This window comes from Lysinibacillus sp. FSL K6-0232, from assembly GCF_038008325.1.
Taxonomy (GTDB): Bacteria; Bacillota; Bacilli; order Bacillales_A; family Planococcaceae; genus Lysinibacillus.
On the sequence record NZ_JBBOYW010000001.1, the window covers coordinates 3,926,762 to 3,953,053 of the forward strand.

25 protein-coding genes, 6 tRNA genes, 3 rRNA genes and 1 pseudogene are annotated in these 26,292 nt (G+C 40.9%); 3 read left to right on the forward strand and 32 right to left on the reverse strand.

Annotation, left to right across the window (positions count from 1 at the left end; all coding sequences use genetic code 11):
* Positions 1 to 90: 90 nt before the first annotated feature.
* The 9 genes from MHB42_RS19360 to MHB42_RS19400 form a co-directional block, all read right to left on the reverse strand.
* Positions 91 to 717 carry an anti-sigma factor family protein gene (locus MHB42_RS19360; RefSeq protein WP_340808208.1) on the reverse strand — a complete coding sequence of 209 codons (627 nt, stop codon included), beginning with the start codon at positions 715 to 717 and terminating at the stop codon, positions 91 to 93.
* 13 nt (positions 718 to 730) lie between these two features.
* Positions 731 to 1,294, reverse strand: a complete 564-nt coding sequence (sigW, locus tag MHB42_RS19365) for an RNA polymerase sigma factor SigW (protein WP_004225410.1) — start codon at positions 1,292 to 1,294, stop codon at positions 731 to 733.
* A 131-nt stretch (positions 1,295 to 1,425) separates the two neighbouring features.
* Positions 1,426 to 2,331 (reverse strand): arginase, encoded by a 906-nt coding sequence (gene rocF / locus MHB42_RS19370; RefSeq protein WP_340808209.1) that lies wholly within the window; start codon positions 2,329 to 2,331, stop codon positions 1,426 to 1,428.
* A 184-nt stretch (positions 2,332 to 2,515) separates the two neighbouring features.
* Positions 2,516 to 2,588, reverse strand: a tRNA-Lys gene (locus tag MHB42_RS19375).
* Positions 2,589 to 2,602: 14 nt separating this feature from the next.
* A tRNA-Gln gene (locus tag MHB42_RS19380) sits at positions 2,603 to 2,677 on the reverse strand.
* Positions 2,678 to 2,693: 16 nt separating this feature from the next.
* Positions 2,694 to 2,777: transfer RNA gene (locus MHB42_RS19385), tRNA-Tyr, on the reverse strand.
* Between the two features lie 15 nt (positions 2,778 to 2,792).
* A tRNA-Val gene (locus MHB42_RS19390) sits at positions 2,793 to 2,868 on the reverse strand.
* A 56-nt stretch (positions 2,869 to 2,924) separates the two neighbouring features.
* Positions 2,925 to 2,999: transfer RNA gene (locus MHB42_RS19395), tRNA-Glu, on the reverse strand.
* Positions 3,000 to 3,113: 114 nt separating this feature from the next.
* Positions 3,114 to 3,190 (reverse strand) — tRNA-Asn (locus tag MHB42_RS19400).
* A 272-nt stretch (positions 3,191 to 3,462) separates the two neighbouring features.
* Here MHB42_RS19400 and mbcS point away from each other — a divergent pair.
* On the forward strand, positions 3,463 to 5,043 hold the full coding sequence (gene mbcS / locus MHB42_RS19405) for an acyl-CoA synthetase MbcS (protein ID WP_340808210.1): 1,581 nt from the start codon (positions 3,463 to 3,465) through the stop codon (positions 5,041 to 5,043).
* A gap of 79 nt (positions 5,044 to 5,122) precedes the next feature.
* Here the strand turns inward: mbcS and MHB42_RS19410 are convergent, their stop codons facing one another.
* The 6 genes from MHB42_RS19410 to MHB42_RS19435 all read right to left on the reverse strand — a co-directional run bounded on the left by MHB42_RS19410 (position 5,123) and on the right by MHB42_RS19435 (position 13,154).
* Positions 5,123 to 6,253, reverse strand: a complete 1,131-nt coding sequence (locus MHB42_RS19410) for an MGDG synthase family glycosyltransferase (RefSeq protein ID WP_340808211.1) — start codon at positions 6,251 to 6,253, stop codon at positions 5,123 to 5,125.
* Between the two features lie 21 nt (positions 6,254 to 6,274).
* Positions 6,275 to 6,859 carry a DedA family protein gene (locus MHB42_RS19415; protein ID WP_340808212.1) on the reverse strand — a complete coding sequence of 195 codons (585 nt, stop codon included), beginning with the start codon at positions 6,857 to 6,859 and terminating at the stop codon, positions 6,275 to 6,277.
* 8 nt (positions 6,860 to 6,867) lie between these two features.
* A complete protein-coding gene (locus MHB42_RS19420) occupies positions 6,868 to 7,551 on the reverse strand; it encodes a polysaccharide deacetylase family protein (RefSeq protein ID WP_340808213.1) in 684 nt (227 codons plus the stop codon).
* A gap of 539 nt (positions 7,552 to 8,090) precedes the next feature.
* Positions 8,091 to 8,206: ribosomal RNA gene (gene rrf, locus MHB42_RS19425) — 5S ribosomal RNA — on the reverse strand.
* A 101-nt stretch (positions 8,207 to 8,307) separates the two neighbouring features.
* Positions 8,308 to 11,236, reverse strand: a 23S ribosomal RNA gene (locus MHB42_RS19430).
* Between the two features lie 367 nt (positions 11,237 to 11,603).
* Positions 11,604 to 13,154 (reverse strand): 16S ribosomal RNA (locus tag MHB42_RS19435).
* The 16S, 23S and 5S rRNA genes sit together here, the layout of an rRNA operon.
* Before the next feature lie 269 nt (positions 13,155 to 13,423).
* On the opposite strand from MHB42_RS19435, the gene MHB42_RS19440 reads away from it, so the two are divergent.
* Complete coding sequence (locus MHB42_RS19440) at positions 13,424 to 14,080, forward strand: hypothetical protein (RefSeq protein WP_340808214.1); 657 nt, start codon at positions 13,424 to 13,426, stop codon at positions 14,078 to 14,080.
* 33 nt (positions 14,081 to 14,113) lie between these two features.
* Here the strand turns inward: MHB42_RS19440 and MHB42_RS19445 are convergent, their stop codons facing one another.
* Positions 14,114 to 14,788, reverse strand: coding sequence for a KinB-signaling pathway activation protein (locus MHB42_RS19445; protein WP_340808215.1), 675 nt, complete (start codon positions 14,786 to 14,788; stop codon positions 14,114 to 14,116).
* Positions 14,789 to 14,939: 151 nt separating this feature from the next.
* On the opposite strand from MHB42_RS19445, the gene gerD reads away from it, so the two are divergent.
* Positions 14,940 to 15,557, forward strand: coding sequence for a spore germination lipoprotein GerD (gerD, locus tag MHB42_RS19450; RefSeq protein WP_340808216.1), 618 nt, complete (start codon positions 14,940 to 14,942; stop codon positions 15,555 to 15,557).
* A gap of 57 nt (positions 15,558 to 15,614) precedes the next feature.
* On the opposite strand, the gene MHB42_RS19455 is transcribed toward gerD, so the two are convergent.
* The 16 genes and pseudogenes from MHB42_RS19455 to MHB42_RS19530 all read right to left on the reverse strand — a co-directional run.
* Positions 15,615 to 16,670 (reverse strand): P-loop NTPase, encoded by a 1,056-nt coding sequence (locus tag MHB42_RS19455; protein WP_340808217.1) that lies wholly within the window; start codon positions 16,668 to 16,670, stop codon positions 15,615 to 15,617.
* A gap of 73 nt (positions 16,671 to 16,743) precedes the next feature.
* Positions 16,744 to 17,457 (reverse strand): N-acetylmuramoyl-L-alanine amidase, encoded by a 714-nt coding sequence (locus tag MHB42_RS19460; RefSeq protein WP_340808218.1) that lies wholly within the window; start codon positions 17,455 to 17,457, stop codon positions 16,744 to 16,746.
* A 99-nt stretch (positions 17,458 to 17,556) separates the two neighbouring features.
* Complete coding sequence (locus MHB42_RS19465) at positions 17,557 to 18,522, reverse strand: DUF4822 domain-containing protein (protein WP_340808219.1); 966 nt, start codon at positions 18,520 to 18,522, stop codon at positions 17,557 to 17,559.
* A gap of 166 nt (positions 18,523 to 18,688) precedes the next feature.
* The gene (rpsI, locus tag MHB42_RS19470) at positions 18,689 to 19,081 is read right to left on the reverse strand and encodes a 30S ribosomal protein S9 (RefSeq protein WP_340808220.1); all 393 of its coding nucleotides are present in this window, start codon (positions 19,079 to 19,081) and stop codon (positions 18,689 to 18,691) included.
* 25 nt (positions 19,082 to 19,106) lie between these two features.
* On the reverse strand, positions 19,107 to 19,544 hold the full coding sequence (gene rplM / locus MHB42_RS19475; RefSeq protein ID WP_340808221.1) for a 50S ribosomal protein L13: 438 nt from the start codon (positions 19,542 to 19,544) through the stop codon (positions 19,107 to 19,109).
* A 175-nt stretch (positions 19,545 to 19,719) separates the two neighbouring features.
* Positions 19,720 to 20,463, reverse strand: a complete 744-nt coding sequence (truA, locus tag MHB42_RS19480; RefSeq protein ID WP_340808222.1) for a tRNA pseudouridine(38-40) synthase TruA — start codon at positions 20,461 to 20,463, stop codon at positions 19,720 to 19,722.
* Between the two features lie 13 nt (positions 20,464 to 20,476).
* Positions 20,477 to 21,274 (reverse strand): energy-coupling factor transporter transmembrane component T family protein, encoded by a 798-nt coding sequence (locus MHB42_RS19485; protein ID WP_340808223.1) that lies wholly within the window; start codon positions 21,272 to 21,274, stop codon positions 20,477 to 20,479.
* On the reverse strand, positions 21,271 to 22,143 hold the full coding sequence (locus MHB42_RS19490) for an energy-coupling factor ABC transporter ATP-binding protein (RefSeq protein ID WP_340808224.1): 873 nt from the start codon (positions 22,141 to 22,143) through the stop codon (positions 21,271 to 21,273). The genes MHB42_RS19485 and MHB42_RS19490 overlap by 4 nt, the downstream gene beginning before the upstream one ends.
* Complete coding sequence (locus MHB42_RS19495) at positions 22,119 to 22,964, reverse strand: energy-coupling factor ABC transporter ATP-binding protein (protein ID WP_340808226.1); 846 nt, start codon at positions 22,962 to 22,964, stop codon at positions 22,119 to 22,121. The genes MHB42_RS19490 and MHB42_RS19495 overlap by 25 nt, the downstream gene beginning before the upstream one ends.
* Before the next feature lie 470 nt (positions 22,965 to 23,434).
* Positions 23,435 to 23,815 carry a 50S ribosomal protein L17 gene (rplQ, locus tag MHB42_RS19500; RefSeq protein WP_012296051.1) on the reverse strand — a complete coding sequence of 127 codons (381 nt, stop codon included), beginning with the start codon at positions 23,813 to 23,815 and terminating at the stop codon, positions 23,435 to 23,437.
* A 56-nt stretch (positions 23,816 to 23,871) separates the two neighbouring features.
* Complete coding sequence (locus MHB42_RS19505; protein WP_004233733.1) at positions 23,872 to 24,816, reverse strand: DNA-directed RNA polymerase subunit alpha; 945 nt, start codon at positions 24,814 to 24,816, stop codon at positions 23,872 to 23,874.
* A gap of 138 nt (positions 24,817 to 24,954) precedes the next feature.
* Positions 24,955 to 25,344 (reverse strand): 30S ribosomal protein S11, encoded by a 390-nt coding sequence (rpsK, locus tag MHB42_RS19510; protein ID WP_036151912.1) that lies wholly within the window; start codon positions 25,342 to 25,344, stop codon positions 24,955 to 24,957.
* Positions 25,345 to 25,369: 25 nt separating this feature from the next.
* Positions 25,370 to 25,735, reverse strand: a complete 366-nt coding sequence (gene rpsM / locus MHB42_RS19515; RefSeq protein ID WP_340808235.1) for a 30S ribosomal protein S13 — start codon at positions 25,733 to 25,735, stop codon at positions 25,370 to 25,372.
* Positions 25,736 to 25,758: 23 nt separating this feature from the next.
* A complete protein-coding gene (rpmJ, locus tag MHB42_RS19520; RefSeq protein WP_000868344.1) occupies positions 25,759 to 25,872 on the reverse strand; it encodes a 50S ribosomal protein L36 in 114 nt (37 codons plus the stop codon).
* 37 nt (positions 25,873 to 25,909) lie between these two features.
* Entirely contained in the window at positions 25,910 to 26,128 is a 219-nt protein-coding gene (gene infA, locus MHB42_RS19525) for a translation initiation factor IF-1 (RefSeq protein WP_004233690.1), read from the reverse strand.
* An 86-nt stretch (positions 26,129 to 26,214) separates the two neighbouring features.
* Positions 26,215 to 26,292, reverse strand: a pseudogene (locus MHB42_RS19530) (type I methionyl aminopeptidase); the annotation flags it as partial.

A 26,292-nucleotide genomic window follows, 5' to 3' on the forward strand; every position in this document is an offset into this window, starting at 1 on the left:
ACAATGTAACTTTTTTCAAATAAAAAGTCTACTCAAAAGAGTAGACTTTTCAGCCTCTCACGTGCACTATTGTTTAGGACGTATAGAGTGTTATTTAGTTTCGTCTTTGTCATCAAATGTCATGGCTGATTTTACAGAGTTTTTAATCTTATACCATAACCATTCAAACACTTCATCAATTTCTTCAATTTTACCTGAAACGACTGCTGAAGATGCCATATATTGCCCGTTAATTACTGTGACGTCACCATCAACTTCACCTTCAATAATCAAATCGCCATTTTTCACAACAATATCGCCCTTCACCACTTCTCCTTCAGGCACAATTACCGTTTGACCATCCACTACTAAATTTGGTTGCTTGGTCACAGAGAAGTTTTGATCATCCATAAAGCTACCAAGCAATGTAGCGCTCATGAATAAGCAAAATACTGCTGCTGCCACAAAGAATGGATGCCGGCGTATCCATTTTTGTATACCTACTCGACTTTTTGGTTTTGGTAAGCGAGCCATCACTGCTGTTTCAAAACCGGGAGGCGCTGTAATGTGGGAAGCACTTTTCACAAAGGCGATTGTTTCACTTAATTCTTGCATCATTTGTTTACAATCATTACATGTATGCAAGTGCTCCTTCAGCTCTTGCTCATGCTCACGACTAATGTCACCGTCTAAATAATCATGCATATATTCTATAATATGCTCTGGACAAGTATTCATGACGCTCCCCCTCCTACAGATTGTTTAATTGTTTACGTAATGCCTCACGTCCGCGATGAATTCTTGTTTTCACCGTGCCAAGCGGCATATCCAAAATCTCGCTAATTTCTTGTAACGATAACTCTTCTATATATTTCAATACGATAACTGAACGATATTTATCCGGCAAACGTCCAATCTCATATTGAATGCGATCTTGTAGCTCCATCTGCTCTAACTGTTCCTCTGGTAGCTGGTCGTCTGCTGCAATTTGTGAATACATATCAAGCCCTTCTGTACCAGCTACTTCCGCATCTAAATAATAATCTGGCTTCTTTTTACGAATACGGTCTATACAAAGGTTTGTCGCTATGCGATAAAGCCACGTAGAAAATTTTCTTTTCTGATCAAAAGTATGCAGGTTCATATAAGCACGAACAAAGGCTTCTTGAGCAATATCCTCAGATTCCTGCTTGTTGCCTAACATTCGATAGCATACTTGGTACAGTTTGTGCTGATAGAGACTCACAATATCGGCAAATGCGTTTTGATCGCCTTTAAGCACTTGTTTTATTCTCTTATTTACTAACGCATCCATTGTGTTGACTTCTCCACCTTTACAACTGTCTTATACTATACGAACCATCAATAAGAAAAGTTTCGTTTTTTTTATTATAGCAAAAGATTTTTATGCAATGTGGCAATAGGCAATTTTTTGTCAAATATTATTTAAACCAGTGTTTCTCCAAATAAAGAACCCATTAATGCAACAGCAACATTTGCAGTTGTATTCTTTTCATCTAAAATTGGATTCACTTCTACAAACTCAGCTGACGTTAACATGCCTGATTCCTGTAGCATTTCCATTGCTAAATGACTTTCACGGTACGTAATTCCTCCAGGAACAGGTGTACCAACTCCTGGTGTATAAAGTGGGTCTAAACCATCTAAATCAAGTGATAAGTGTAAGCCATCTACATTGCGCTCTTTTAAATAAGCAAGCGCATCTTCCATAACACGCGTCATACCAAGTCGATCAATCTCATGCATTGTATACACTTTAATGCCTTGCTGACGAATCAATTCTCGCTCACCAGGGTCTACTGAGCGTGCTCCAATGATAATAACATTCTCTGGCTTAATTTTTGGTGCATGGTTACGAATTTGTACTAAACGTTCATGTCCTAATCCAATGCTTACCGCTAATGGCATACCATGAATATTACCAGAAGGCGTTGTTTCAGGTGTGTTTAAGTCTGCATGTGCATCAAACCAAATAACACCTAGATTATTATAATGCTCACCTAGTCCCGCTAGTGTGCCAATTGCAATGCTATGATCCCCGCCAAAAACAAGTGGGAATTTTTTCTCCTCTATTACTTCATGTACGCTATTAGCTAAAGCAGTACTTACTTCTACTACTTCCTCTAAGTTCAATAATTTTTCATCAACAACAGCATCTGCATGTTTGTGACTTACACGAATATCCCCTTGGTCATGCACCTCATGTCCAATAGCCTTTAAACGATCTACAATACCTGCATAGCGAATAGCGCTTGGCCCCATATCCACACCTCGTCGCGTTTGGCCATAATCTGATGGTACACCGATAATAGAAATATTTAGTTTATTCATGTTTTTATACCCCCTAAAAGTTATAAGATCATTGTAAACCCTAGACATCACTTGGCTCAACTTAACATAAATATGCATATTTATTCAAATTGAAATAGCATAAAAAAATCTCCTACCGTTATTAGTAAGAGATTAGTTATCTGTAGTTAATATAACACTTTTTAATATTGTTTATTCAAAAAAGTGAGCCATGAAGGACTCGAACCTTCGACCCTCTGATTAAAAGTCAGATGCTCTACCAACTGAGCTAATGGCTCATAAAAGAAAAAAATGGCTGGGGTACTAGGATTCGAACCTAGGCATGACGGAATCAAAATCCGTTGCCTTACCGCTTGGCTATACCCCAATCATTTATAAAAAACTGGTGGAGGGGGACGGATTCGAACCGCCGAACCCTAAGGAGCGGATTTACAGTCCGCCGCGTTTAGCCACTTCGCTACCCCTCCGAAATAACACAATAATGGTGGAGGATGACGGGCTCGAACCGCCGACCCCCTGCTTGTAAGGCAGGTGCTCTCCCAGCTGAGCTAATCCTCCATAGAAACAAGTGTTATATTACAGTTTATTTTCTTTTAAAGCCTGTACATTATAAATGGTGACCCCTACGGGATTCGAACCCGTGTTACCGCCGTGAAAGGGCGGTGTCTTAACCACTTGACCAAGGGGCCAAAATATTAAGTCTTAAACAAGACAAGAACTATAATAACATTACTTTTTAATTACCGCAAGACTTTTTTATAATTTTTTTATGTATAAATATATTTTAAAAAAGAGCAAAAAAATGGCTCCGAAGGCAGGACTCGAACCTGCGACAACCTGATTAACAGTCAGGTGCTACTACCAACTGAGCTACTTCGGAACAATAATGATATTCACTTTAGTATTGTAAAGCTCTTAAGTACATTTATTATTATAGCAACGATTATTAATAATGCAAGACATTTTGCAGATTTTTTTACGTTTTACAGTTAGAATGTTTTACCTCTCACCTCGAAATGTATAATAGTTCTCTATTAAAACTAATATTTCTATTTTGCATACCATATATTGTTGCTGTATATTATTGTAATTGTTAAAATAAAAATAGTTTTAGGAATTTTCTATCAAATTTCTTTAAGGGGGAATGTTTATATGGTAACTACAAACGATTTAATTGCACCTGAATTTTATAATATCACGGAGGAATTAGAAAAATTTTCTCAGGATAATGATCGCCAAGCCATTCGTTGGATAAATGCACAGCAGGAAAGACGAACAGTTTCTTATGCAGAGCTTATTCAAAAAATGAACCAGTATGCGAATGCTTTTACAAAACAAGGGCTTCAAAAGGGTGATCGTGTATTAGTGATTACCCCCCGCCTTCCAGAAGCATATTTTGTTTTTCTTGGCTGCTTAAAGGCTGGTATTGTCCCTATTTCGTGCTCAGAAATGCTACGTGCAAGTGATTTAGAATATCGTATGGAACATTCATCTGCTAGTGCAGTTATTGCCTATGGAGCCTTTACTGGCGAGGTTGATCGAATTACCTCTACCGTAGGAGCATTAAAAAATAAATTAGTTATTGGTACAGCAGTCGGCGATTGGGTATCTTTAGATGAATTAGCGAATACACAACCAACTACATTTACAGCTGTTACAACTAAGCGTGATGATATGGCATTCCTTTCCTATACTTCTGGTACGACAGGTAAGCCTAAAGGTGTTGTTCATTCACATGGCTGGGGTTATGCACATATTCGAACGGCTGCCTCACAATGGCTTTGTGTACGGGAAGGTGATTTAGTATGGGCAACAGCAGCTCCAGGCTGGCAAAAATGGATTTGGAGCCCGTTTTTATCAACGATAATGCTTGGTGCTACTGCATTCGTCTATCATGGCGGTTTCGATGCAAAAACATACCTTCAGCTTATTCAAGATGAAAAAATCAATGTCCTATGCTGTACACCGACTGAATATCGTATTATGGCAAAGCTTGATAATTTACAAGATTATAATCTATCCTCTCTTCGTAGCGCTGTTTCTGCTGGTGAACCATTAAATCGTCCAGTTATTGAAACATTTTTAAAGCATTTTGCTCTAAAAGTACGGGATGGCTATGGGCAAACTGAAAATACATTATTAATTGGCACACTCGAAAATACTGAATTACGCCCTGGCTCAATGGGTGTTCCAACTCCGGGTAATATTGTACGTATTATCGACCATGAGGGCAATGAAGCACCTGTTGGCGAAGTTGGTGATATTGCTATACACAAATCTTCACCAGCCCTATTCAAAGAATATTATCGAGAACCTGAGCGCACACAGGCTGCTTTCCGTGGTGAATGGTATATTACAGGAGATCAGGCAAAACGTGATGAGGATGGTTACTTCTGGTTTGAAGGACGTGGAGATGACATTATTATTTCATCTGGTTATACAATTGGACCATTTGAGGTAGAGGATGCATTAAATAAGCATGAGGCTGTCCAAGAATGTGCGGTAGTCGCTGCGCCAGATGAAATTAGAGGACATATTGTCAAAGCCTTTATTATCCTACGAGATGGCTTTAAAGAGCGTGATGAGGAAGCATTAATCAAAGAGCTTCAAGAGCATGTAAAAGCTTTAACAGCACCATATAAATATCCTCGTAGCATTGTCTTTATTGACGAATTACCAAAAACAACGTCTGGCAAAATCCGCCGTGTTGAGCTACGAGCAGCAACTGTTTAAAAGGATTTTTCAAAGGTTGTAATAAGAGGGCTGCTGGAATAGTCAGGTATTAACTGGCTTTTCCACAGTCCTTTTTTACTTAAGCAGGACACATCGCACCTGTGACAAGTTGCTTTTTAAGCATCCATTGCATAAATGCTTCCCATTCCTCAGCCGTTTTTAGCTGTAAATTATTGAAATAGCTAGCTATTTGTTGTCTATAGTGGGACATCGCTTCTTCATTTAACAACAGCTGCTCAAGTTGGTGGTGGAGGCTTTCATGTTTATTAAGCGTGTAGGCTAAACCCTTCTCTGTTAAATATCGCAAATTATGCTCTTCTTGCCCTGGTAAAACCGAATGAACAAAAATAGGTAGCCTCTTATGTAACACCTCGCTAATTGTTACACCACCTGGCTTTGTTATAATAGCATCCATTTGATCATACAAACAATTCATTTCTGTGCGTGATTCAATATAAGGTAATGGCGTAATATTTGGTAATTTCCAAGCAATAATTTTTTGATACAGCTTATTATTTTTACCGCAGAGAATATGGTAATGAAAGTGCTCACTCTGTTTAAGTTGTTCATATAAATTAGTACAATCCAATAAACCAGAATTGCCACCAGCAATTAAGATATTGCGTGCAAAATTATGAAGCCTTGTTGTACATAACATTTCCTTATGAACAGGAATACCCGTTACAAATATGGCGGATTCATCTACACCTCGTCTAATTAAAGCTTCCTTCATTTCTTTCATTGGCACAAAATGATAGTCAATCGCAGTAATTCCCCAAAGCTGATTCATAAAAAAATCGGTATAAACATTGACAACCGGGATACTGCAGCGACCACTTTGCTTAAGCTTACTCATTAAATAGGATGGCGCACTTTGTGTACAAAAAATAATATCAGGCTTTTCTTGTTCTAATAAACGCGCTAAATGCTTCAATAATAGTTCATATAATTTAAAGCTTTGCTCTATATCTTTTGGTGTATCAAACACTTTTTTATAAAACTTCGTATATAGTAAAGGCGCATATTGAATCCATGATAAATAGCTTTGTGATATTATCTTTTCTACAAAAGGATTTGTATAATGCAATAAATCTACCTTTTTTACTTCAATATCTTTATTATGCTGTGTGATAAAGTCCATTAATGCATCTGCTACTTGATGATGCCCTGTTTGGATCGTTAAAAAAGGTAGAAACAATGCCTTACTCATGTAAACCCCTCCTCACACTTTTCACTTAAAGCGTAGTCCTTTTCTTTTTTTCCACAAAAAATAACTAATAAACACAATAGCGATACCTATTCCTATATACGGCGCTATCTCAGGTCCAATATGAAACACAGAGCCTAAAATGCGTCCTGCTAATAAAAAGGGAACAGCCCAAACTAGTGTTGCTAAAAAGGCATAAAGTAAGTAATTTTTAAATGGCACTCTACTAAGACCTGCCACGTATGGGCTTAACTGTCGTACACCCGGAATAAAAATTCCCACTACTACTGTACGAAGGGCATTACGATTATAGCCCTTACTAACTGTTGCTAAATTTCGCTCCGTCAAGCCGATAAATTTTCCAAAGCGCCTCATAAACGGATACCCCAACCAACGTCCAATTGCATATGCCACTAACAGCCCTGCATAAACACCAATAAAGATGCTTACAATAGACAAACCTAAAGACAAACGATGATAGCCTACAAATAATCCGACTAAAAAAATTAATGATTCCTCAGGTGCTGGAATGCCTACAATACCAAAAAATAGCGCTACAATAATAAGTACATAACCATAAGTTTCAAGCAGCTTGACTACTTCATCCATAACAACACCTACCTTAATGTGACAAACTTTGCTGTATGGGCATGCTTGCGCAAATAACCTTCTAAATGCTTCAGCATATACTTTGGCGCATCCTCATCTGCTCCTAATGTTTGCCCATTATCATGTAATAAAAAGATGCCCCCTGCTTTTGTTGCTTCTACTAGATCAGCCTCTAATGTATGCTGAATATGTGCAATCCGCCAATCTGTAAAGTGTCGTGTCCATAGTACAATGCGATATGGCTTTGTCAGCAGTGGTACACAAGCATTCAAATGTCCCCATGGTGGACGATATAAGGTTGGTCGCTTCCCTGTAATCTGTTCAATCACATGTGCACATTGCTCAATCTCTCTTTTTACTTTATATGGTGGCATTACCCAGTTTGACGTATGTTTATAATGATGGATACCAATAGCATGCCCTTCCTTATACATCCTCTTGATAATAGCTGGATATGCCTGTGCATGCTCACCAACTACAAAAAAGGTCACCTGTATATCAAATTCCTTTAGTAAATCCAATAGCTGTGGTGTATAGATTGGATGTGGCCCATCATCAAATGTTAATGCCACTCCTTTCTTACAACTAGTTTGCACTAGCGCTGTTTTTTTATAGATAGCTGTCGCTGCTATCGAGTAGGATAGCCATCCGCCTACGGTAAACAATACTGTTTTTGCTAAACCCTTTTTCAATTAATTTCCTCCCTAATAGTTATTATTACCCGTTATGTCATACCTGCCAAGTACCTGTATTTAATTTTTTATTATTAATACGTCTAAGAATTAGAAAAAGTTGCAAATTTATTACATCTTAAAGGTTAGTTTTTTTACTTTTTTCGGGATGAGATCCTAAATTTTAAATAATAACTAATATAAGCTGCGATCTGAGCCTATGGAAAGCGAATGCTAAAATAGAAGGTTCTTATAAATGTCTGGCATTCTACTCGTCTAATGGAAATCAAATATATGTGGCTAAATGAGCATTTATAAGTGCCTATATTATTTAAGAGATGGTTCATAAAATTATCATAAATATTCACAGTAGCGAGTTTAACAGCGTTTAAATAAAGATAAAACGATCAGATGAAGCATTAAAAATTTCTTTGACATTTTGAAGGCTAGGCATTTCTTTGAGGAAAGTTGGAAGTATTGAAGATATTATGGAGGATTAGAAAAGTTTATTTTAAAGCAAAAAAAAGCCACTACTGAGTGTATCAGCAGCGACTTTTTGCGCCTAGCGATGTCCTACTCTCACAGGGGGAAGCCCCCAACTACCATCGGCGCGAAAGAGCTTAACTTCCGTGTTCGGGATGGGAACGGGTGTGACCTCTTTGCCATTATCACTAGACTATATTTGACCTTCAATTTGTAGCTTGAAGCTCTCTTTTGGTTGAAAGAATTATTCTTTCAAAACTGGATAAACGGGCATTGAATTGCGTCAAACTGGTTTTGGTTAAGTCCTCGATCGATTAGTATTCGTCAGCTCCATGTGTCGCCACACTTCCACCTCGAACCTATCTACCTCATCGTCTTTGAGGGATCTTACTTACTTGCGTAATGGGAAATCTCATCTTGAGGGGGGCTTCATGCTTAGATGCTTTCAGCACTTATCCCGTCCACACATAGCTACCCAGCGATGCCTTTGGCAAGACAACTGGTACACCAGCGGTGTGTCCATCCCGGTCCTCTCGTACTAAGGACAGCTCCTCTCAAATTTCCTACGCCCACGACGGATAGGGACCGAACTGTCTCACGACGTTCTGAACCCAGCTCGCGTACCGCTTTAATGGGCGAACAGCCCAACCCTTGGGACCGACTACAGCCCCAGGATGCGATGAGCCGACATCGAGGTGCCAAACCTCCCCGTCGATGTGGACTCTTGGGGGAGATAAGCCTGTTATCCCCGGGGTAGCTTTTATCCGTTGAGCGATGGCCCTTCCATGCGGAACCACCGGATCACTAAGCCCGTCTTTCGACCCTGCTCGACTTGTCGGTCTCGCAGTCAAGCTCCCTTGTGCCTTTACACTCTACGAATGATTTCCAACCATTCTGAGGGAACCTTTGGGCGCCTCCGTTACCTTTTAGGAGGCGACCGCCCCAGTCAAACTGTCCGCCTGACACTGTCTCCTGCCCCGCTAAGGGGCATGGGTTAGAATTTCAATACAACCAGGGTAGTATCCCACCGACGCCTCCTTCGAAGCTGGCGCTCCGAGATCTCTGGCTCCTACCTATCCTGTACAAGTTGTACCAAAATTCAATATCAGGCTACAGTAAAGCTCCACGGGGTCTTTCCGTCCTGTCGCGGGTAACCTGCATCTTCACAGGTACTATAATTTCACCGAGTCTCTCGTTGAGACAGTGCCCAGATCGTTACGCCTTTCGTGCGGGTCGGAACTTACCCGACAAGGAATTTCGCTACCTTAGGACCGTTATAGTTACGGCCGCCGTTTACTGGGGCTTCAATTCGTAGCTTCGCTTGCGCTAACCACTCCTCTTAACCTTCCAGCACCGGGCAGGCGTCAGCCCCTATACGTCACCTTACGGTTTTGCAGAGACCTGTGTTTTTGCTAAACAGTCGCCTGGGCCTATTCACTGCGGCTCTCTCGGGCTTTCACCCTAACAGAGCACCCCTTCTCCCGAAGTTACGGGGTCATTTTGCCGAGTTCCTTAACGAGAGTTCTCTCGCACACCTTAGGATTCTCTCCTCGACTACCTGTGTCGGTTTGCGGTACGGGCACCTCTCACCTCGATAGAGGCTTTTCTTGGCAGTGTGAAATCAGGAACTTCGTCCATACGGACTCGCCATCACAGCTTGGCGTTACAGTGTGCGGATTTGCCTACACACACGCCTTACTGCTTGGACGCGCATTTCCAACAGCGCGCTTACCCTATCCTCCTGCGTCCCCCCATTTCTCAAACGGTGAGGAGGTGGTACAGGAATATCAACCTGTTGTCCATCGCCTACGCCTATCGGCCTCGGCTTAGGTCCCGACTAACCCTGAGCGGACGAGCCTTCCTCAGGAAACCTTAGTCATACGGTGGACGGGATTCTCACCCGTCTTTCGCTACTCATACCGGCATTCTCACTTCTAAGCGCTCCACCAGTCCTTCCGGTCTGACTTCAACGCCCTTAGAACGCTCTCCTACCACTGACATCGTAGATGTCAATCCACAGCTTCGGTGAATCGTTTAGCCCCGATACATTTTCGGCGCAGCGTCACTCGACCAGTGAGCTATTACGCACTCTTTAAATGATGGCTGCTTCTAAGCCAACATCCTGGTTGTCTGTGCAACGCCACATCCTTTTCCACTTAACGATTACTTTGGGACCTTAGCTGGTGGTCTGGGCTGTTTCCCTTTTGACTACGGATCTTATCACTCGCAGTCTGACTCCCGTGTATAAATATCTGGCATTCGGAGTTTGTCTGAATTCGGTAAACCGGGATGGCCCCCTAGTCCAAACAGTGCTCTACCTCCAGTATTCTCATCACGAGGCTAGCCCTAAAGCTATTTCGGAGAGAACCAGCTATCTCCAAGTTCGATTGGAATTTCTCCGCTACCCACACCTCATCCCCGCACTTTTCAACGTGCGTGGGTTCGGGCCTCCAGTAAGTGTTACCTTACCTTCACCCTGGACATGGGTAGATCACCTGGTTTCGGGTCTACGACCACGTACTACTTCGCCCTATTCAGACTCGCTTTCGCTGCGGCTCCGCCTTCTACAGCTTAACCTTGCACGTAATCGTAACTCGCCGGTTCATTCTACAAAAGGCACGCTATCACCCATGAACGGGCTCTAACTACTTGTAGGCACACGGTTTCAGGTTCTCTTTCACTCCCCTCCCGGGGTGCTTTTCACCTTTCCCTCACGGTACTGGTTCACTATCGGTCACTAGGTAGTATTTAGCCTTGGGAGATGGTCCTCCCGGATTCCGACGGAATTTCACGTGTTCCGCCGTACTCAGGATCCACTCAGGAGAGAACGAACTTTCGACTACAGGGCTATTACCTGCTCTGGCGGACCTTTCCAAGTCGCTTCATCTAACTCGCTCTTTTGTAACTCCGTATAGAGTGTCCTACAACCCCAAGAGGCAAGCCTCTTGGTTTGGGCTCTTCCCGTTTCGCTCGCCGCTACTCAGGGAATCGATTTTTCTTTCTCTTCCTCCAGGTACTTAGATGTTTCAGTTCCCTGGGTCTGCCTTCAAGACGCTATGTATTCACGTCAAGATACTACGCCATTAAACGTAGTGGGTTCCCCCATTCGGAAATCTCCGGATCAAAGCTCACTTACAGCTCCCCGAAGCATATCGGTGTTAGTGCCGTCCTTCTTCGGCTCCTAGTGCCAAGGCATTCGCCGTGCGCCCTTAATAACTTAACCGTCAGCTTTCAATACACATCGCATTTCGTTGTCAGCTTCACTCGTTCAATCAGTCACGTACTTAAGTACGCTTCTTCATTCACTCGTTTGCTTCCTAGAACTGCTCGTGTCTTGAAACCTTTACAATGTTATTAAGCCTATAAAAAACTTAAAAAATAAATGTGTTTGTTACAATTTCAATGTCGTTTTATCCAGTTTTCAAAGAACAAAGCTACTACCTGCTTCTACTTCTTCGCAGCTTTGCGACGAAAGCGTAGCGACAGGAGCGCATATATGAAGTCTTTCATTCAGAAGAATGAACCTTCAAAACTGAACAGCAAAACGTAATCGTACAAACCCAAGGTTTGTATTCCGAAAATATCCTTAGAAAGGAGGTGATCCAGCCGCACCTTCCGATACGGCTACCTTGTTACGACTTCACCCCAATCATCTATCCCACCTTCGGCGGCTGGCTCCAAAAGGTTACCTCACCGACTTCGGGTGTTACAAACTCTCGTGGTGTGACGGGCGGTGTGTACAAGGCCCGGGAACGTATTCACCGCGGCATGCTGATCCGCGATTACTAGCGATTCCGGCTTCATGTAGGCGAGTTGCAGCCTACAATCCGAACTGAGAACGACTTTATCGGATTAGCTCCCTCTCGCGAGTTGGCAACCGTTTGTATCGTCCATTGTAGCACGTGTGTAGCCCAGGTCATAAGGGGCATGATGATTTGACGTCATCCCCACCTTCCTCCGGTTTGTCACCGGCAGTCACCTTAGAGTGCCCAACTAAATGATGGCAACTAAGATCAAGGGTTGCGCTCGTTGCGGGACTTAACCCAACATCTCACGACACGAGCTGACGACAACCATGCACCACCTGTCACCGTTGCCCCCGAAGGGGAAACTATATCTCTACAGTGGTCAACGGGATGTCAAGACCTGGTAAGGTTCTTCGCGTTGCTTCGAATTAAACCACATGCTCCACCGCTTGTGCGGGCCCCCGTCAATTCCTTTGAGTTTCAGTCTTGCGACCGTACTCCCCAGGCGGAGTGCTTAATGCGTTAGCTGCAGCACTAAGGGGCGGAAACCCCCTAACACTTAGCACTCATCGTTTACGGCGTGGACTACCAGGGTATCTAATCCTGTTTGCTCCCCACGCTTTCGCGCCTCAGCGTCAGTTACAGACCAGAAAGTCGCCTTCGCCACTGGTGTTCCTCCAAATCTCTACGCATTTCACCGCTACACTTGGAATTCCACTTTCCTCTTCTGCACTCAAGTCCCCCAGTTTCCAATGACCCTCCACGGTTGAGCCGTGGGCTTTCACATCAGACTTAAAGGACCGCCTGCGCGCGCTTTACGCCCAATAATTCCGGACAACGCTTGCCACCTACGTATTACCGCGGCTGCTGGCACGTAGTTAGCCGTGGCTTTCTAATAAGGTACCGTCAAGGTACAGCCAGTTACTACTGTACTTGTTCTTCCCTTACAACAGAGTTTTACGATCCGAAAACCTTCTTCACTCACGCGGCGTTGCTCCATCAGGCTTTCGCCCATTGTGGAAGATTCCCTACTGCTGCCTCCCGTAGGAGTCTGGGCCGTGTCTCAGTCCCAGTGTGGCCGATCACCCTCTCAGGTCGGCTACGCATCGTCGCCTTGGTGAGCCGTTACCTCACCAACTAGCTAATGCGCCGCGGGTCCATCCTGTAGCGATAGCAGAACCATCTTTCAACTCAGAAACATGTGTTTCCAAGTATCATTCGGTATTAGCCCCGGTTTCCCGGAGTTATCCCCAACTACAGGGTAGGTTACCCACGTGTTACTCACCCGTCCGCCGCTAACGTCAGAGGAGCAAGCTCCTCCTCTGTTCGCTCGACTTGCATGTATTAGGCACGCCGCCAGCGTTCGTCCTGAGCCAGGATCAAACTCTCCATAAAAAGAAATTTGATTTGCTCAAATTGTTTTGCTGGCATCTCATCTTCATTCGATGTCCAAATTTATTTCGTTCACTTACTAAAGTAAGCTACTAAAATTTATTGATTACGTTTTGCTTGTTCAGTTTTCAAGGTTCATGTTAATTTACCGTGTCACCTCTTGGCGACTTATACATAATAACATCGATTATTCATGAAAGTCAACACTAAATCATAAGTTTTTTTAAAGAGATTCATTTTTTATTTAAAATCTTAGAAGCGAGGTCGTTATTATGGTTCGCAAAACATTGATTTCACTGCTTTTAATCGTAACACTTTTTGTCTTTTTTAAGCCTATAAATTCAACAATGATTTCTGTATTTAATATCGCCAATGCTCCAACAGTTGTGACAAAAGGACATTACGGTACATCTCTTATCGTGGAGATTTCATTCTCTGATGAATCTCTATTAGACTGGCTACAAACGGTGAAAGAACCTTATCCATTGCTTCTTCTAGATGCAGCATGGATGAAACGCTCACCAGAACATATAAAAGTCATTCAAGAACGGAAGCTGCCTACAGGATTGCTAGGTCCAGAAGATTCAGTAGATAAGCCAGTCGATATTGCTCTTGTGCAAAAAGATATTGATACGTATGAAAAATATTTAAAAGAGAAACCGTTATGGTTTGCTACTCGAAACCATCAATACTCACAGGATTTACAAAAGTCTTTATTTCAACAACAAATGAATTTGCTTTCACCTTCACTAATTTGGCAAGGCAAACAGACACCTAAAATGCAAAAGGGCGATTTTGTTTTTATTCCATTGCATCAAGATCTTTCTATTTCGCTTAAAGACCTTAATACGTTAATGCAACAACATCAATTTATGTCAATTGAAGAAAATATATTTGGCTATAAAGTGCAAACGAAAAAATCTCCATAAAAAAATTGCCTCCATTATCGAGAGGCAATTTTTTTATGCGTTTTTAGCTTGTTCACGACGCGCTTTGCGGCGTGCTTCTAATTTTTGACGATCTTCATCAGATTTTGCATTATATTTAGGTAACACCAATAATTGGTAGGCATTAACAGCTAGTAATGGGAATAATAATAATGCAACATATTCATTAATATTTTCGTCACGACCCATTAACGCAATTGTCCATTCTAATGTTGTTATAACAATCATAAAGAACAATGCAGAAATAAATACATGCTTTTTACCTGTTAATTTTACTTTTTGAACGGCTGTTGCAACCGCTGCAAAAATTAGCACAATTAATAATCCTACATAGAATAACCAACCTTGCCCTTCTTTTATGCCTGGTATAAAGCGGAAGAAAATAATATCAAAAATAGTGATTGCAATTAATAATAGCTGTACCCAATTCCATAATGTCAGTGTTCTAAAAATATTAACACCAACTTGATGAAGTGTTAAATAAGCAAAAAAGCCAGCCTGTGCAATTACACTCATTGTAAATCCTAAGAAAACCATCCATAAAAGTCCGGCGAAAAATTCACCCCATTGACCATTTGCTATGTATGGTTGGAAAAATTCCCAACGAATAAACAAACTACAAACTCCGTTGACTACACCACCAACGAGCATTGCAAAGAAGAAAAACTTTGCCCAATTTCGTATCGTCACAACTAAAAGTCCCCCAATTTCTCAATATATCTGTCCTTATTTTATCAATGCATTGTTAAAAAAGCTATTTCTCATCTTAACCAATACATAAAGTCATCAGAAATGTGAACAATAATTGAAAGAGTCTATCTACAGAAAGGACTGATTGTCGATGCGAAAATTCACCTTATTACTCATGCTAACGCTTTTGCTTTCTGCCTGTGCACAAGATAAAACCTCTACCATGTCCTATGATGAAATCAAAAAAATCATGATCGACTCTTTGCAAACAGAGGATGGTAAAAAGGCATTGCGACAGCTTTTAGAAGAGCCGAGCTTCCGTGAGCTTTTGATTTTAGAGCATGAAGAAGTAAAAAAAGCTACTGAGGAAACATTACTTTCCAAGGAAGCAGAAGATTTTTGGAAAAAAACATTTGAAGACCCAAAGTTTAAAGAAACTGTTGCAAAAAGCATGCAAAAACAACAGCAGGATATTATGAAGGCTTTAATGAAAGACCCTACTTTCCAAAAAGATATGGAAGCTTTTTTTGGGCAGCCTGATATGCAAAAACAATTAGAAACCATTCTAAAATCATCCAATATGCGAAAGCAAATGGAGGAAGTAGTAAAGGAAACAATTGAAAGTCCTTTAATGCAGTCTAAATGGCAAGAGCTGTTAAAAAAGAGTGGTGGTGACACCGCTTCATCAGAAGGTGGCGATAAGAAAGAAGCCAGTGGTGAGGGCGGAAGTAGTGATGAGGCAGGTAAGGAGCAAAAAAGCGCTGAGTAACCTATTTACACATAAAAAGCGGATTTCCACACTCATCAAGGGAAATCCGTTTTTTTATTATTTATTTAATTTTTGAGTGATCTTCGTCGCGATATCTAAATAAATTTGTCCTGTTGGATGGTTTTCCGCATAAACAGAAGGTGCAAAATCTTCATCCGTCCAATCTGGTTGGCCTAGTGGAATTTGTCCAAGTAACTCTGTACGTAGCTCTTCTGCTAATTTAGGACCTCCGCCTTGCCCAAAGACAAATTCACGCTCGCCTGACTTAGATTCAAACCAAGCCATATTTTCAATAACGCCAAGAATTTCATGATCCGTTTGTAAAGCCATTGCCCCTGCACGAGCTGCAACAAATGCTGCTGTTGGGTGCGGTGTCGTTACAACAATTTCTTTTGACGATGGTAACATTTGATGGATATCTAATGCAACATCGCCTGTGCCTGGTGGTAAGTCTAATAATAAGTAATCAAGCTCGCCCCATGCTACATCACGGAAAAACTGATCTAATACTTTCCCTAGCATTGGACCACGCCATACGATTGGCGCATTATTTTCAACAAAGAAGCCCATTGAAATCATTTTTACACCGAATCGGTTAACTGGGGAAATTCGATTATTCGATACTTTTGGCATATCTGTAACACCCATCATATCTGGTACGCTAAAGCCATAAATATCTGCATCAATTAAGCCGACCTTCTTGCCTAAGCGCGCTAAAGCAACTGCTAAATTTACCGACACTGTCGATTTACCTACGCCGCCTTTACCAGAAGCAATTGAAATCACCTGCACTGTACTTAATGGTGATAAAATATCCTGTGCTTCCGACTCTGTAGCTGTGCCTCGGAAGTTTTGAAGCTTTTCTGCTGATAGCTCTTCAAAACGAATACCAACTGTATTGGCACCCGCTTCTTTCAATACTTCAACAATTTTCATTTGTAGTTGTAATTGTTCTGGTGTATTCAACTTAGCAATCGCAATTTTTACACTGACATGATTTTTTTCTTCTTTGATAGATACATTTATAATACCGTCAGTTTCTGCAAGTGATTTATGTAAAAATGGATCTTGTAGTTGTCCTAGTATTTCTCGTACTTGTTGTTCAGTAATCACGACGAACACTCCCCTTATATTGTTTCAAATAATAGTATATCATAATGATTCGATTTACGTTGTAGATGGCGCTTTACTCTAATTTAGCTAATAAATATTCCTCAATGCCTTCGACAATAGCATCTGCCATCTTTTTTTGATAGCCCTTATCTATTAATAATGCACGCTCCTCATCATTGCTAATAAAGCCAGTTTCTACTAATGCAGCAGGTACTTCCACTTTTTTGAGTAAATAAATTTGTTTAATAGACAATGCTTCCCGATCTGTATTTTGTAAATTTGTACGAATAGATTGTTGGATACTTTTAGCAAGAAGCTCTCCATCAGCATGTCCTTCTTTATGGTAAAATACCTGTGCACCTCGCCATTTTGTTTCAGGAATGGCATTTGCATGAATTGTAATAAAGATATCTGGTTTTTCTTTTTCAACAATATCCTTTCGTAAAAAGATATCTTGTTTTTTTCGTTCCCTTAATGTTCCGTATTTTTCTGATGGCGCATGCTCATCAATCACATCTCCATTTTTTGTTCGCGTCATAACAACTGTTGCGCCTTTTTTCTTTAATTGCTTTTCAACATGTTGAGCAATTGCCAATGTAATATCCTTTTCAATTACTTCACCTTTCGAAGCCCCTCCATCCTCACCACCATGCCCGGCATCAATAACAATCTTTATGCCACTAAGTGGGTCTGGTAAGAAGAAGTTACGGTCCGAAGCATTTGTTTCATATGCCACGACCACTATACTCATAAGCATAATTACTCCTAGTGCAAGCCAGCGCTTCACCCATATCCACCACCCTTTTACATTTAGTGTACGAAATTGGTGGATGAACTATGCCAGAAAGTAAAAAAACTCTCAAGTATTGCACTTGAAGTTTTTTAATTATTGTAGTGTAAACTCAGGTTTAAATTCACCCTTATATGGTGTATGCTCGACAAATACAGTTATATCATTCCCATCCTTATCTTTGCCTGTTCTTTTATACGTAAATTTCTTATCATTTAATTCCGTAATCTCAAGTGCAATACCATACTTCTTCTCACTAACTGACATATGGGCTCTAATTTTATTGTTATGAATGACATTAAAGTAACCATAGTCACCGCGACTTTTGCCTGTTTCAGGGTTGAAAAATTCGTATTGATTTGTATTCGCATCATATTTGGCAATACTAATAAAATTCGTATTCAATTGTGTGACATCGTTACCTGCTTCATCTAATACAGCAGACCCCTGCCATAGTGTCTTAGCTAGAATCACATCCCCATCAACGTCCGTCACAATATCGCCTGTCGTCGAATCAAGCGTCTTATCCTGATCTGTAAATGTAAGCTCCTTTTCTTTATATGGAATATGTTCCACAAAGACCTCTACATCATTACCAGCCGCATCCTTCCCCATTCTTTTATACGTGAAGATATTATCGTTTAGCTCTATAATGTCTACAATGGTTTGAGCGTCTTTGGACTCCGAAATGAAGACCCTATGTTTCCCATCATTTGTGATAAAGAATGTTCCTTGATCGCCACGGCTTTCGCCAGTCGTCACATCAAATAGTTCATAATGCCCTGCATCTGCATTGTATTTAGCTAAACCAATAAAGTTTGCGTTCTCTGCCGTTACGTCATTGTGATCCTTATCATAGGCTTTTGTCGCTTGCCAGTTTGTGCTACCAAGAATGTCGATCATTTCTTGCCCCTTTGTTACTTGCTTCTCGGCTTGTTCCTTCACTGGATTTTCTGTTCTGACCTCCTCGTGCTTTGTCGAACTGTCTTGCGCTGGCTTCTTATCTTGACATGCAACAAGCAGTGCCATTGCTGCAACAGATACTATCAATAGCTTCTTCATATCTCTTACCTCCATTTTATATTTTTCAAGCTATGCAAAACTTATTGATCTTGCTTTCACAATAGTGTTTGCTCTAGCTTCAAAAACTATACTGAAATGGAATGTAAAACAAAAAACCCTCTCCCGTAAAATGGGAAAGGGTTGAAAACATTGATATAACGCTTGATTAACGTTTTGAGAACTGAGGTGCACGACGAGCGCCGCGAAGACCTGGTTTTTTACGTTCTTTCATGCGTGAATCACGAGTAAGTAATCCAGCTGATTTTAATGCAGCACGGAAATCTGGGTCTACTTGAAGTAGAGCACGAGCGATACCATGACGAATTGCACCAGCTTGACCAGTGTATCCACCACCGTTAACGTTTACGTGGATATCATAGCTTCCTGTAGTTTCAGTAGCTACTAATGGTTGTTTAATTACTTCACGTAATGCAGCGAATGGTACGTATTCTTCGATTTCACGTTTGTTGATAACAATTTTACCTGTACCTGGTACTAGACGTACGCGAGCTACAGAGCTTTTACGGCGACCAGTGCCGATGTATTGAACTTGTGCCAAAGTAATATCCTCCTCTTAATTTATATTATCCACGAAGCTCGTAGCTTTGCGGTTTTTGTGCAGCATGCGGATGCTCTGTTCCAGTGTAAACGTTAAGTTTAGTGAACATTTTGCGACCTAAAGAGTTTTTAGGAAGCATTCCTTTAACTGCTAATTCGATCATTCTTGTTGGGTATTTATCTAACATTTCACCAGCAGTACGAGTTTTTAAACCACCTGCAAATTGAGTATGGTGACGGTAAAGTTTACCCTCTAATTTGTTACCAGTTAAATGGATTTTGTCAGCGTTAATGATGATTACGTGATCACCTGTGTCAACGTTTGGTGTGAATGTTGGTTTATGTTTACCACGTAAGATTGCAGCTACTTCAGAAGCTAAACGTCCAAGAGTTTGGCCTTCTGCATCAACTACTAACCATTTACGGTCTACTTCGTGACCTTTAGCCATGAATGTTGTACGCATGTATATATCCTCCTAATCGATTCGATTACCGTTATTTTTCATTAGACTACACTATAAGTTTCGGGGCTTATTTGTGGTGGTAATGAAAATACCATCTGTTATCATATAATGAATGACTTTCAAAGTCAAGCAATTTCATTAAACACCAGGCGATGTTGTTAAGAATCATAGAACGTTATAAATAGAACACTTTTTCTAGGTACAAGCCGTGTGGTGGTGCGGTTTTTCCTGCTTGATTGCGATCCTTTGAAGCAATTACAAGTGCTACATTATCAATTGCACGGCGACCTATGCCAACCTCCCAAAGAGTACCTGCAATAATCCGCACCATATTATATAAGAAGCCATTTCCTTCAATCACCATATGGAGCTCTTCACCATGCCATTCAAACTGTAGGGCTGTCACAGTACGTACTTTATCCTTAACGCTTGTATTGGCTGCGCAAAAGCAGGAAAAATCATGCGTACCAATAATCGCCTTTGCCGCTTCCTGCATTACCTCGACATTCGGCTTCACACCATTTGTTTCAACTGTATAATATCTTCTAAATGGGCTTTGAATAGATTCACAGGACCAAATATAGCGATAACGCTTCCCTGTGACACTATAGCGTGCATGAAAATCATGTGCCACTTCTTCTACCAACAATACGCGAATATCTCTAGGAAGCTGTACATTTAAAGCCTTGCTATATTTTTCAACAGGAATGGCGAGCGACGTATCGAAATGTACTGTTTGTCCTGTTGCATGTACTTTTGCATCTGTACGTCCACTAGCCGTTACCTTAACCTTTTCTCCTTTATGCATAATGGTTAACACACGCTCAAGCTCAGCTTGAACTGTACGCTCCCCAGGCTGTACTTGATAGCCTGAGAAATGTGTCCCATCATAGCTAATGATACCTTTTAATCGTCGCATCTAGCATACTCCTTTAGCTTCTATAGAAGAATAGCAATACACCTACTGCCACTAATAATACAAGTGCAAATGTATCACCCATATCCCATTTTAGCTTGCGATATCTCGTTCGCCCTTCACCACCACGGTAGCCTCTTACTTCCATGGCTGTTGCTAAATCCTCAGCTCGTTTAAAGGCACTGACAAAGAGAGGTACTAATAATGGTACAACAGCCTTGATACGGTCTTTAATAGGCCCTGACGATAAATCTGAGCCTCGCGCCATTTGTGCCTTCATAATTTTATCTGTTTCATCCATTAACGTTGGGATAAAGCGCAATGAAATCGACATCATTAAGGCTAATTCATGAACAGGTACTTTCAATGCCTTTAATGGATTTAATAGCACTTCAATACCATCTGTAATTGAAATCGGTGATGTTGTTAACGTTAAGATCGATGTCATAAATACTAATACTAAAAAACGTATTGAAATATAGATTCCTCGTCTAATTCCCTCATCATAAATAGTTATAAACTTCGACTCAAAAACAGGTACGCCCTCCTTCGTCATAAAAATATGAAGAAGGAATGTAAATGCCATTAAAAAGAGCACAGGCTTTAATCCATTAATTAAGAAATATAGGCGAATACGTGATATAAAAATAATTAGCAGCGTGAATGCCAATAAGATAGCATATGTTACTGTATTATTAGCCAAAAATACAATAACAATAAAGGCAAATACAAAAATTAGCTTTGATCGTGGGTCAAGCTTATGAACGGGGGAATCGCCTGGTAAGAAACGTCCAAAAATCATTTTTTCCATCATGGTTTTGTACGCTCCTCTCTTAATGCTTGTGCTATTTCAGCTGCAAGCTCCTCCTCCGTCAAACAAACTTTAGAAAAGGATTGCCCAATCATTTGCTCAACCTTGTGCTGAAAGCGAACAATACGTGGTGGCTCTAAGCGGAAGCTTTTCAATGTATCAACATCTTTAAAAATATCTCGTGGTGTTCCACTTAACACATTTTTCCCCTCATGCATAATTACGATATTATCGGCATACCGAGCTGCATCCTCCATGCTGTGTGTAACTAAAATTGTTGTCAGCTGACGTTCCTTATGAAGCTGGTAAAACAAATCCATAATTTCCTTTTGCCCTCGTGGATCAAGACCAGCTGTTGGTTCATCTAATACGATAACCTCAGGGTCCATCGCTAAAACGCCTGCAATCGCAACACGGCGCATTTGACCGCCTGATAAATCAAATGGCGATTTTTCAAGCACTGCTTCTGGTAAGCCCACTAAGCGAACAAGCTCCTTTGCTCGTGCTTCCGCTTCCTTCTCTGGTACACCAAAGTTCATTGGTCCAAACATAATATCCTTTAGTACCGTTTCTTCAAATAGTTGATGCTCAGGGAACTGAAAGACAATCCCAACCTTTTGTCGTACTGCCTTTAAGTCCTTTGCCTTTTTACCAGCTACTACTAGACGATCTCCAATATGTACTTGTCCTGAAGTAGGTCTTAGAAGTGCATTAAAATGCTGAAGAATAGTCGATTTACCAGACCCAGTATGCCCAATAATCGCTTGGTACGTATGTGATGGAATATCAAAATTCACATCGAATAATGCCCATTTTTCAAAGGGCGTTCCTTGTGCATAAGCATAGCTTACTTGTTGAAGTTTGATGTCCATAAATCATTCACCAACTCTTCTTCTGTCATATGTTGCCCCATTAACGGAACACCTTCCTTTTGCAATAGCTTTGATAACTTTAAGGCAAATGGTAAATCCAGTCCAAATTCAACGAGTTTATCACCAAGGGCAAAAATTTCAGCAGGTGGCCCTTCTGCAAACTTTTTACCATCGTTCATAAATAGAATACGATCTGCTAGCATCGCCTCTTCTAAGTCATGTGTAATAGATAATACCGTTAGCCCTGTTTCAGTGCGTAATGTTTGAACAGTTTGTAGCACTTCTCCACGTCCTTGAGGGTCTAACATAGATGTAGCCTCATCTAAAATAAGAAGCTTTGGCTTTAGCGCAAGTGCACCAGCAATAGCAACACGCTGTTTTTGCCCTCCTGATAAATGATGTGGCTCATGGTCTAAAAACTGACTCATTTTTACCTGCTCCAGCGCTGCATGTACACGCTTCACCATCTCTTCAAATGGTACAGCATTATTTTCTAATGCAAAGGCAACATCATCCTGTACTGTAGCCCCTACAAATTGATTGTCTGGATTTTGAAAAACCATCCCCATTAAAGAGCGAGATTGCCAAAGGTTTTCCTCACTTAACGGCTCACGTAAAATACGCACATCTCCCTGCTGAGGAAATAACAAGCCATTCATTAGCTTGGCAATGGTCGATTTACCAGAGCCATTATGACCGACTATCGCAATCCATTCGCCTTCTTCAACTGCAAAGCTGACATTTTCAACAGCATTACGATTGTTTGGCTCTTCTGGTGTATATGAAAAAGTAACATTATTTAAAGATAAAATTTCAGACATAACTAGAACTCCTCTCTCCATGCTCCGCTCTACTAACTAACTTACACTTTTTTATGTATGAATTCTACTACAATCCGTATGTCGATAAAGAAAAAGGTTAAAATAACAAAAGCATTACTTTAACAAGGAAATACTCTTCCAAGCAGTGGGGTCTTACCACCTGTTAATAGGCTTTAAAACTTGTATGGACAGCCATATATTAAAAAAAGCACCACAAATTGGCGCTATCTTTCAATAATAAAAAAGCGCGCACCTCATTCGATAGAAATGCGCTAGTCGTTACATTTGCAAGAAATATGGGTGCTCAAGCCCTTATCTCTCTGAATGAGGTGCGGAGAGCTAAACGAGACGCCACACGATTTAAGTGTCCGCTCATCATAACGCTCAGCTTAATTATTTGTCGTATAAATCATTTATAAAGAAAGAGGGTGGTGATTCCCACCCTCTTCACCACAAGTTTTCTCTTATGATTAAACTAGTTCAATCACAACAACAGGTGCACCGTCACCACGACGAGGACCTACTTTAAGAATACGAGTGTAACCACCTTGACGCTCTGCATAACGTGGTGCAACATCATCAAATAACTTTTGAAGTGCAAATGATGTTGTTTCGTTACCTTCTGCATCAGTCGTCGTTACTAGTTCACGACGGATAAATGCAGCAGCTTGACGGCGTGCATGTAAATCTCCGCGTTTACCTAAAGTAATCATTTTTTCAACAGCTTTACGTACTTCTTTAGCGCGAGCCTCAGTAGTTTCGATACGCTCGTTGATGATTAAATCAGTAGCTAAGTCACGTAACATCGCTTTACGTTGAGAACTTGTACGACCAAGTTTTCTGTAACCCATGGATGTTTCCCTCCTTTATAAAAAATATCTGATCTTATCAGTGTTGTATAAATCGCTTAGTCTTCTTTGCGTAATCCTAAACCAAGCTCTTCTAACTTCGCTTTTACTTCTTCTAATGACTTACGTCCAAGGTTACGAACCTTCATCATATCGTCTTCTGATTTATTCGCAAGTTCTAGTACTGTATTGATACCAGCGCGTTTTAAACAGTTATAAGAACGAACAGAAAGATCAAGTTCTTCGATAGTCATCTCTAAAACTTTTTCTTTTTGATCCTCTTCTTTTTCGACCATAATTTCAGCAGTTTGTGCCTCATCTGTCATGCCAACGAAGATGTTAAGATGTTCGGTTAAAATTTTTGCTCCGAGCGAAATCGCCTCTTTTGGACCGATGCTACCATCTGTCCACACATCAAGAGAAAGTTTATCGTAGTCAGAAGACTGACCTACACGAGTATTTTCCACTTGGAAATTGACGCGTGATACTGGAGTGTAAATAGAGTCGATCGGGATCACGCCGATAGGAAGATCCTCACGTTTGTTTTGATCAGCAGGAGTGTAACCACGACCACGTTGTGCATACATACGCATACGTAAATGACCGTTTTTAGCGATTGTTGCAATATATAGATCAGGGTTTAATATTTCTACATCACTGTCATGTGTAATGTCAGCAGCCGTAACTGTACCATCGCCTTTTACATCAATCTCAATAACTTTTTCTTCGTCAGAGTAGATTTTAAGAGCTAGTTTTTTCACGTTCAAAATGATTGAAGCTACATCTTCTACTACGCCTTCTACAGTTGAGAATTCGTGAAGAACACCATCAATTTGAATTGAAGTGACAGCAGCTCCTGGTAATGAAGACAGAAGGATACGACGTAAAGAATTACCCAAAGTGTTTCCATATCCGCGCTCAAGCGGTTCTACAACAAACTTTCCATATTTGGAATCTTCGCTGATCTCCACCGTTTCAATCTTTGGTTTTTCAATTTCGATCATTTCAATTTACCCTCCTTCAAAACATCGAATGTATAGGTTCTTTCCATCATAGATGCGATCGTCAATGACGTATCGTTTATTATCTGCACAAGACAGTCTGTACAAAAAATGATGTTCTCATACAATATGAGGCACCCATTACACGCGACGACGTTTTGGCGGACGGCAACCATTATGAGGAACTGGCGTAACGTCTTTAATAGCAGTTACTTCTAAACCAGCAGCTTGAAGTGCACGAATAGCAGCTTCACGACCAGCACCAGGACCTTTAACAGTTACTTCCAACGTTTTCAGACCATGTTCAAGGGATGCTTTAGCAGCAGTTTCTGCAGCCATTTGAGCAGCGAATGGTGTAGATTTACGTGAACCACGGAAACCAAGAGCACCAGCGCTTGACCAAGATACAGCGTTACCTTGCATATCTGTAATCGTTACGATTGTATTGTTAAATGTAGAACGGATGTGTGCAATACCAGATTCAATATTCTTTTTCACACGACGTTTACGAGTTTGTTGTTTACGAGCCATGTTAAGAAGGAACCTCCTTTACTAATTATTTTTTCTTGTTCGCAACTGTTTTACGAGGACCTTTACGCGTACGCGCATTGTTCTTCGTATTTTGACCACGAACAGGTAAGCCACGACGGTGACGGATACCGCGGAATGAACCGATTTCCATCAGACGTTTAATGTTTAATGAAGTTTCGCGACGTAAGTCACCTTCAAGTTTGTAAGAATCTAATTGTTCACGGATTTTGTTTAACTCATCTTCAGTTAAGTCGCGTACGCGTGTATCTTCTGAAACACCTGCGTCAGCTAGTACTTTTTGAGCTGTAGTTTTACCAATACCGTAAATGTACGTTAATGAAATTACCACGCGTTTTTCGCGAGGAATATCAACACCAGCAATACGTGCCATTCGCTAGAGCACCTCCTTTAGAATTAACCTTGTTTTTGTTTATGTTTAGGATTTTCACAGATTACCATTACTTTACCGCGTCGGCGAATTACTTTACATTTTTCGCAGATCGGTTTCACAGATGGTCTCACTTTCATCTAACCTAACCTCCTTAGTAGTCCGGAGCGCAAAAGATTATTTAAAACGGTATGTGATACGACCGCGAGTTAAATCATAAGGAGATAACTCGATAGTAACCTTATCTCCAGGTAGAATACGGATAAAATGCATACGAATCTTACCAGATACGTGTGCTAGAATCACATGTCCATTTTCTAATTCTACCTTAAACATCGCGTTTGGCAAAGTCTCAACAACTGTCCCTTCGACTTCAATTACATCATCTTTCGCCATCTACTCTGTCTCCTCTCTATATGCAAATTAAAGTTCTCATCGTTACATCAAACGGATATCTGCTGCAACTATAGAAGCAACCTCGTTTCAACATATGTTTGGATTGTATGAGAGATGTTTGAAAGACGCTCGTCTGGTTTCGCTTCACACAATCCACGGAAAAT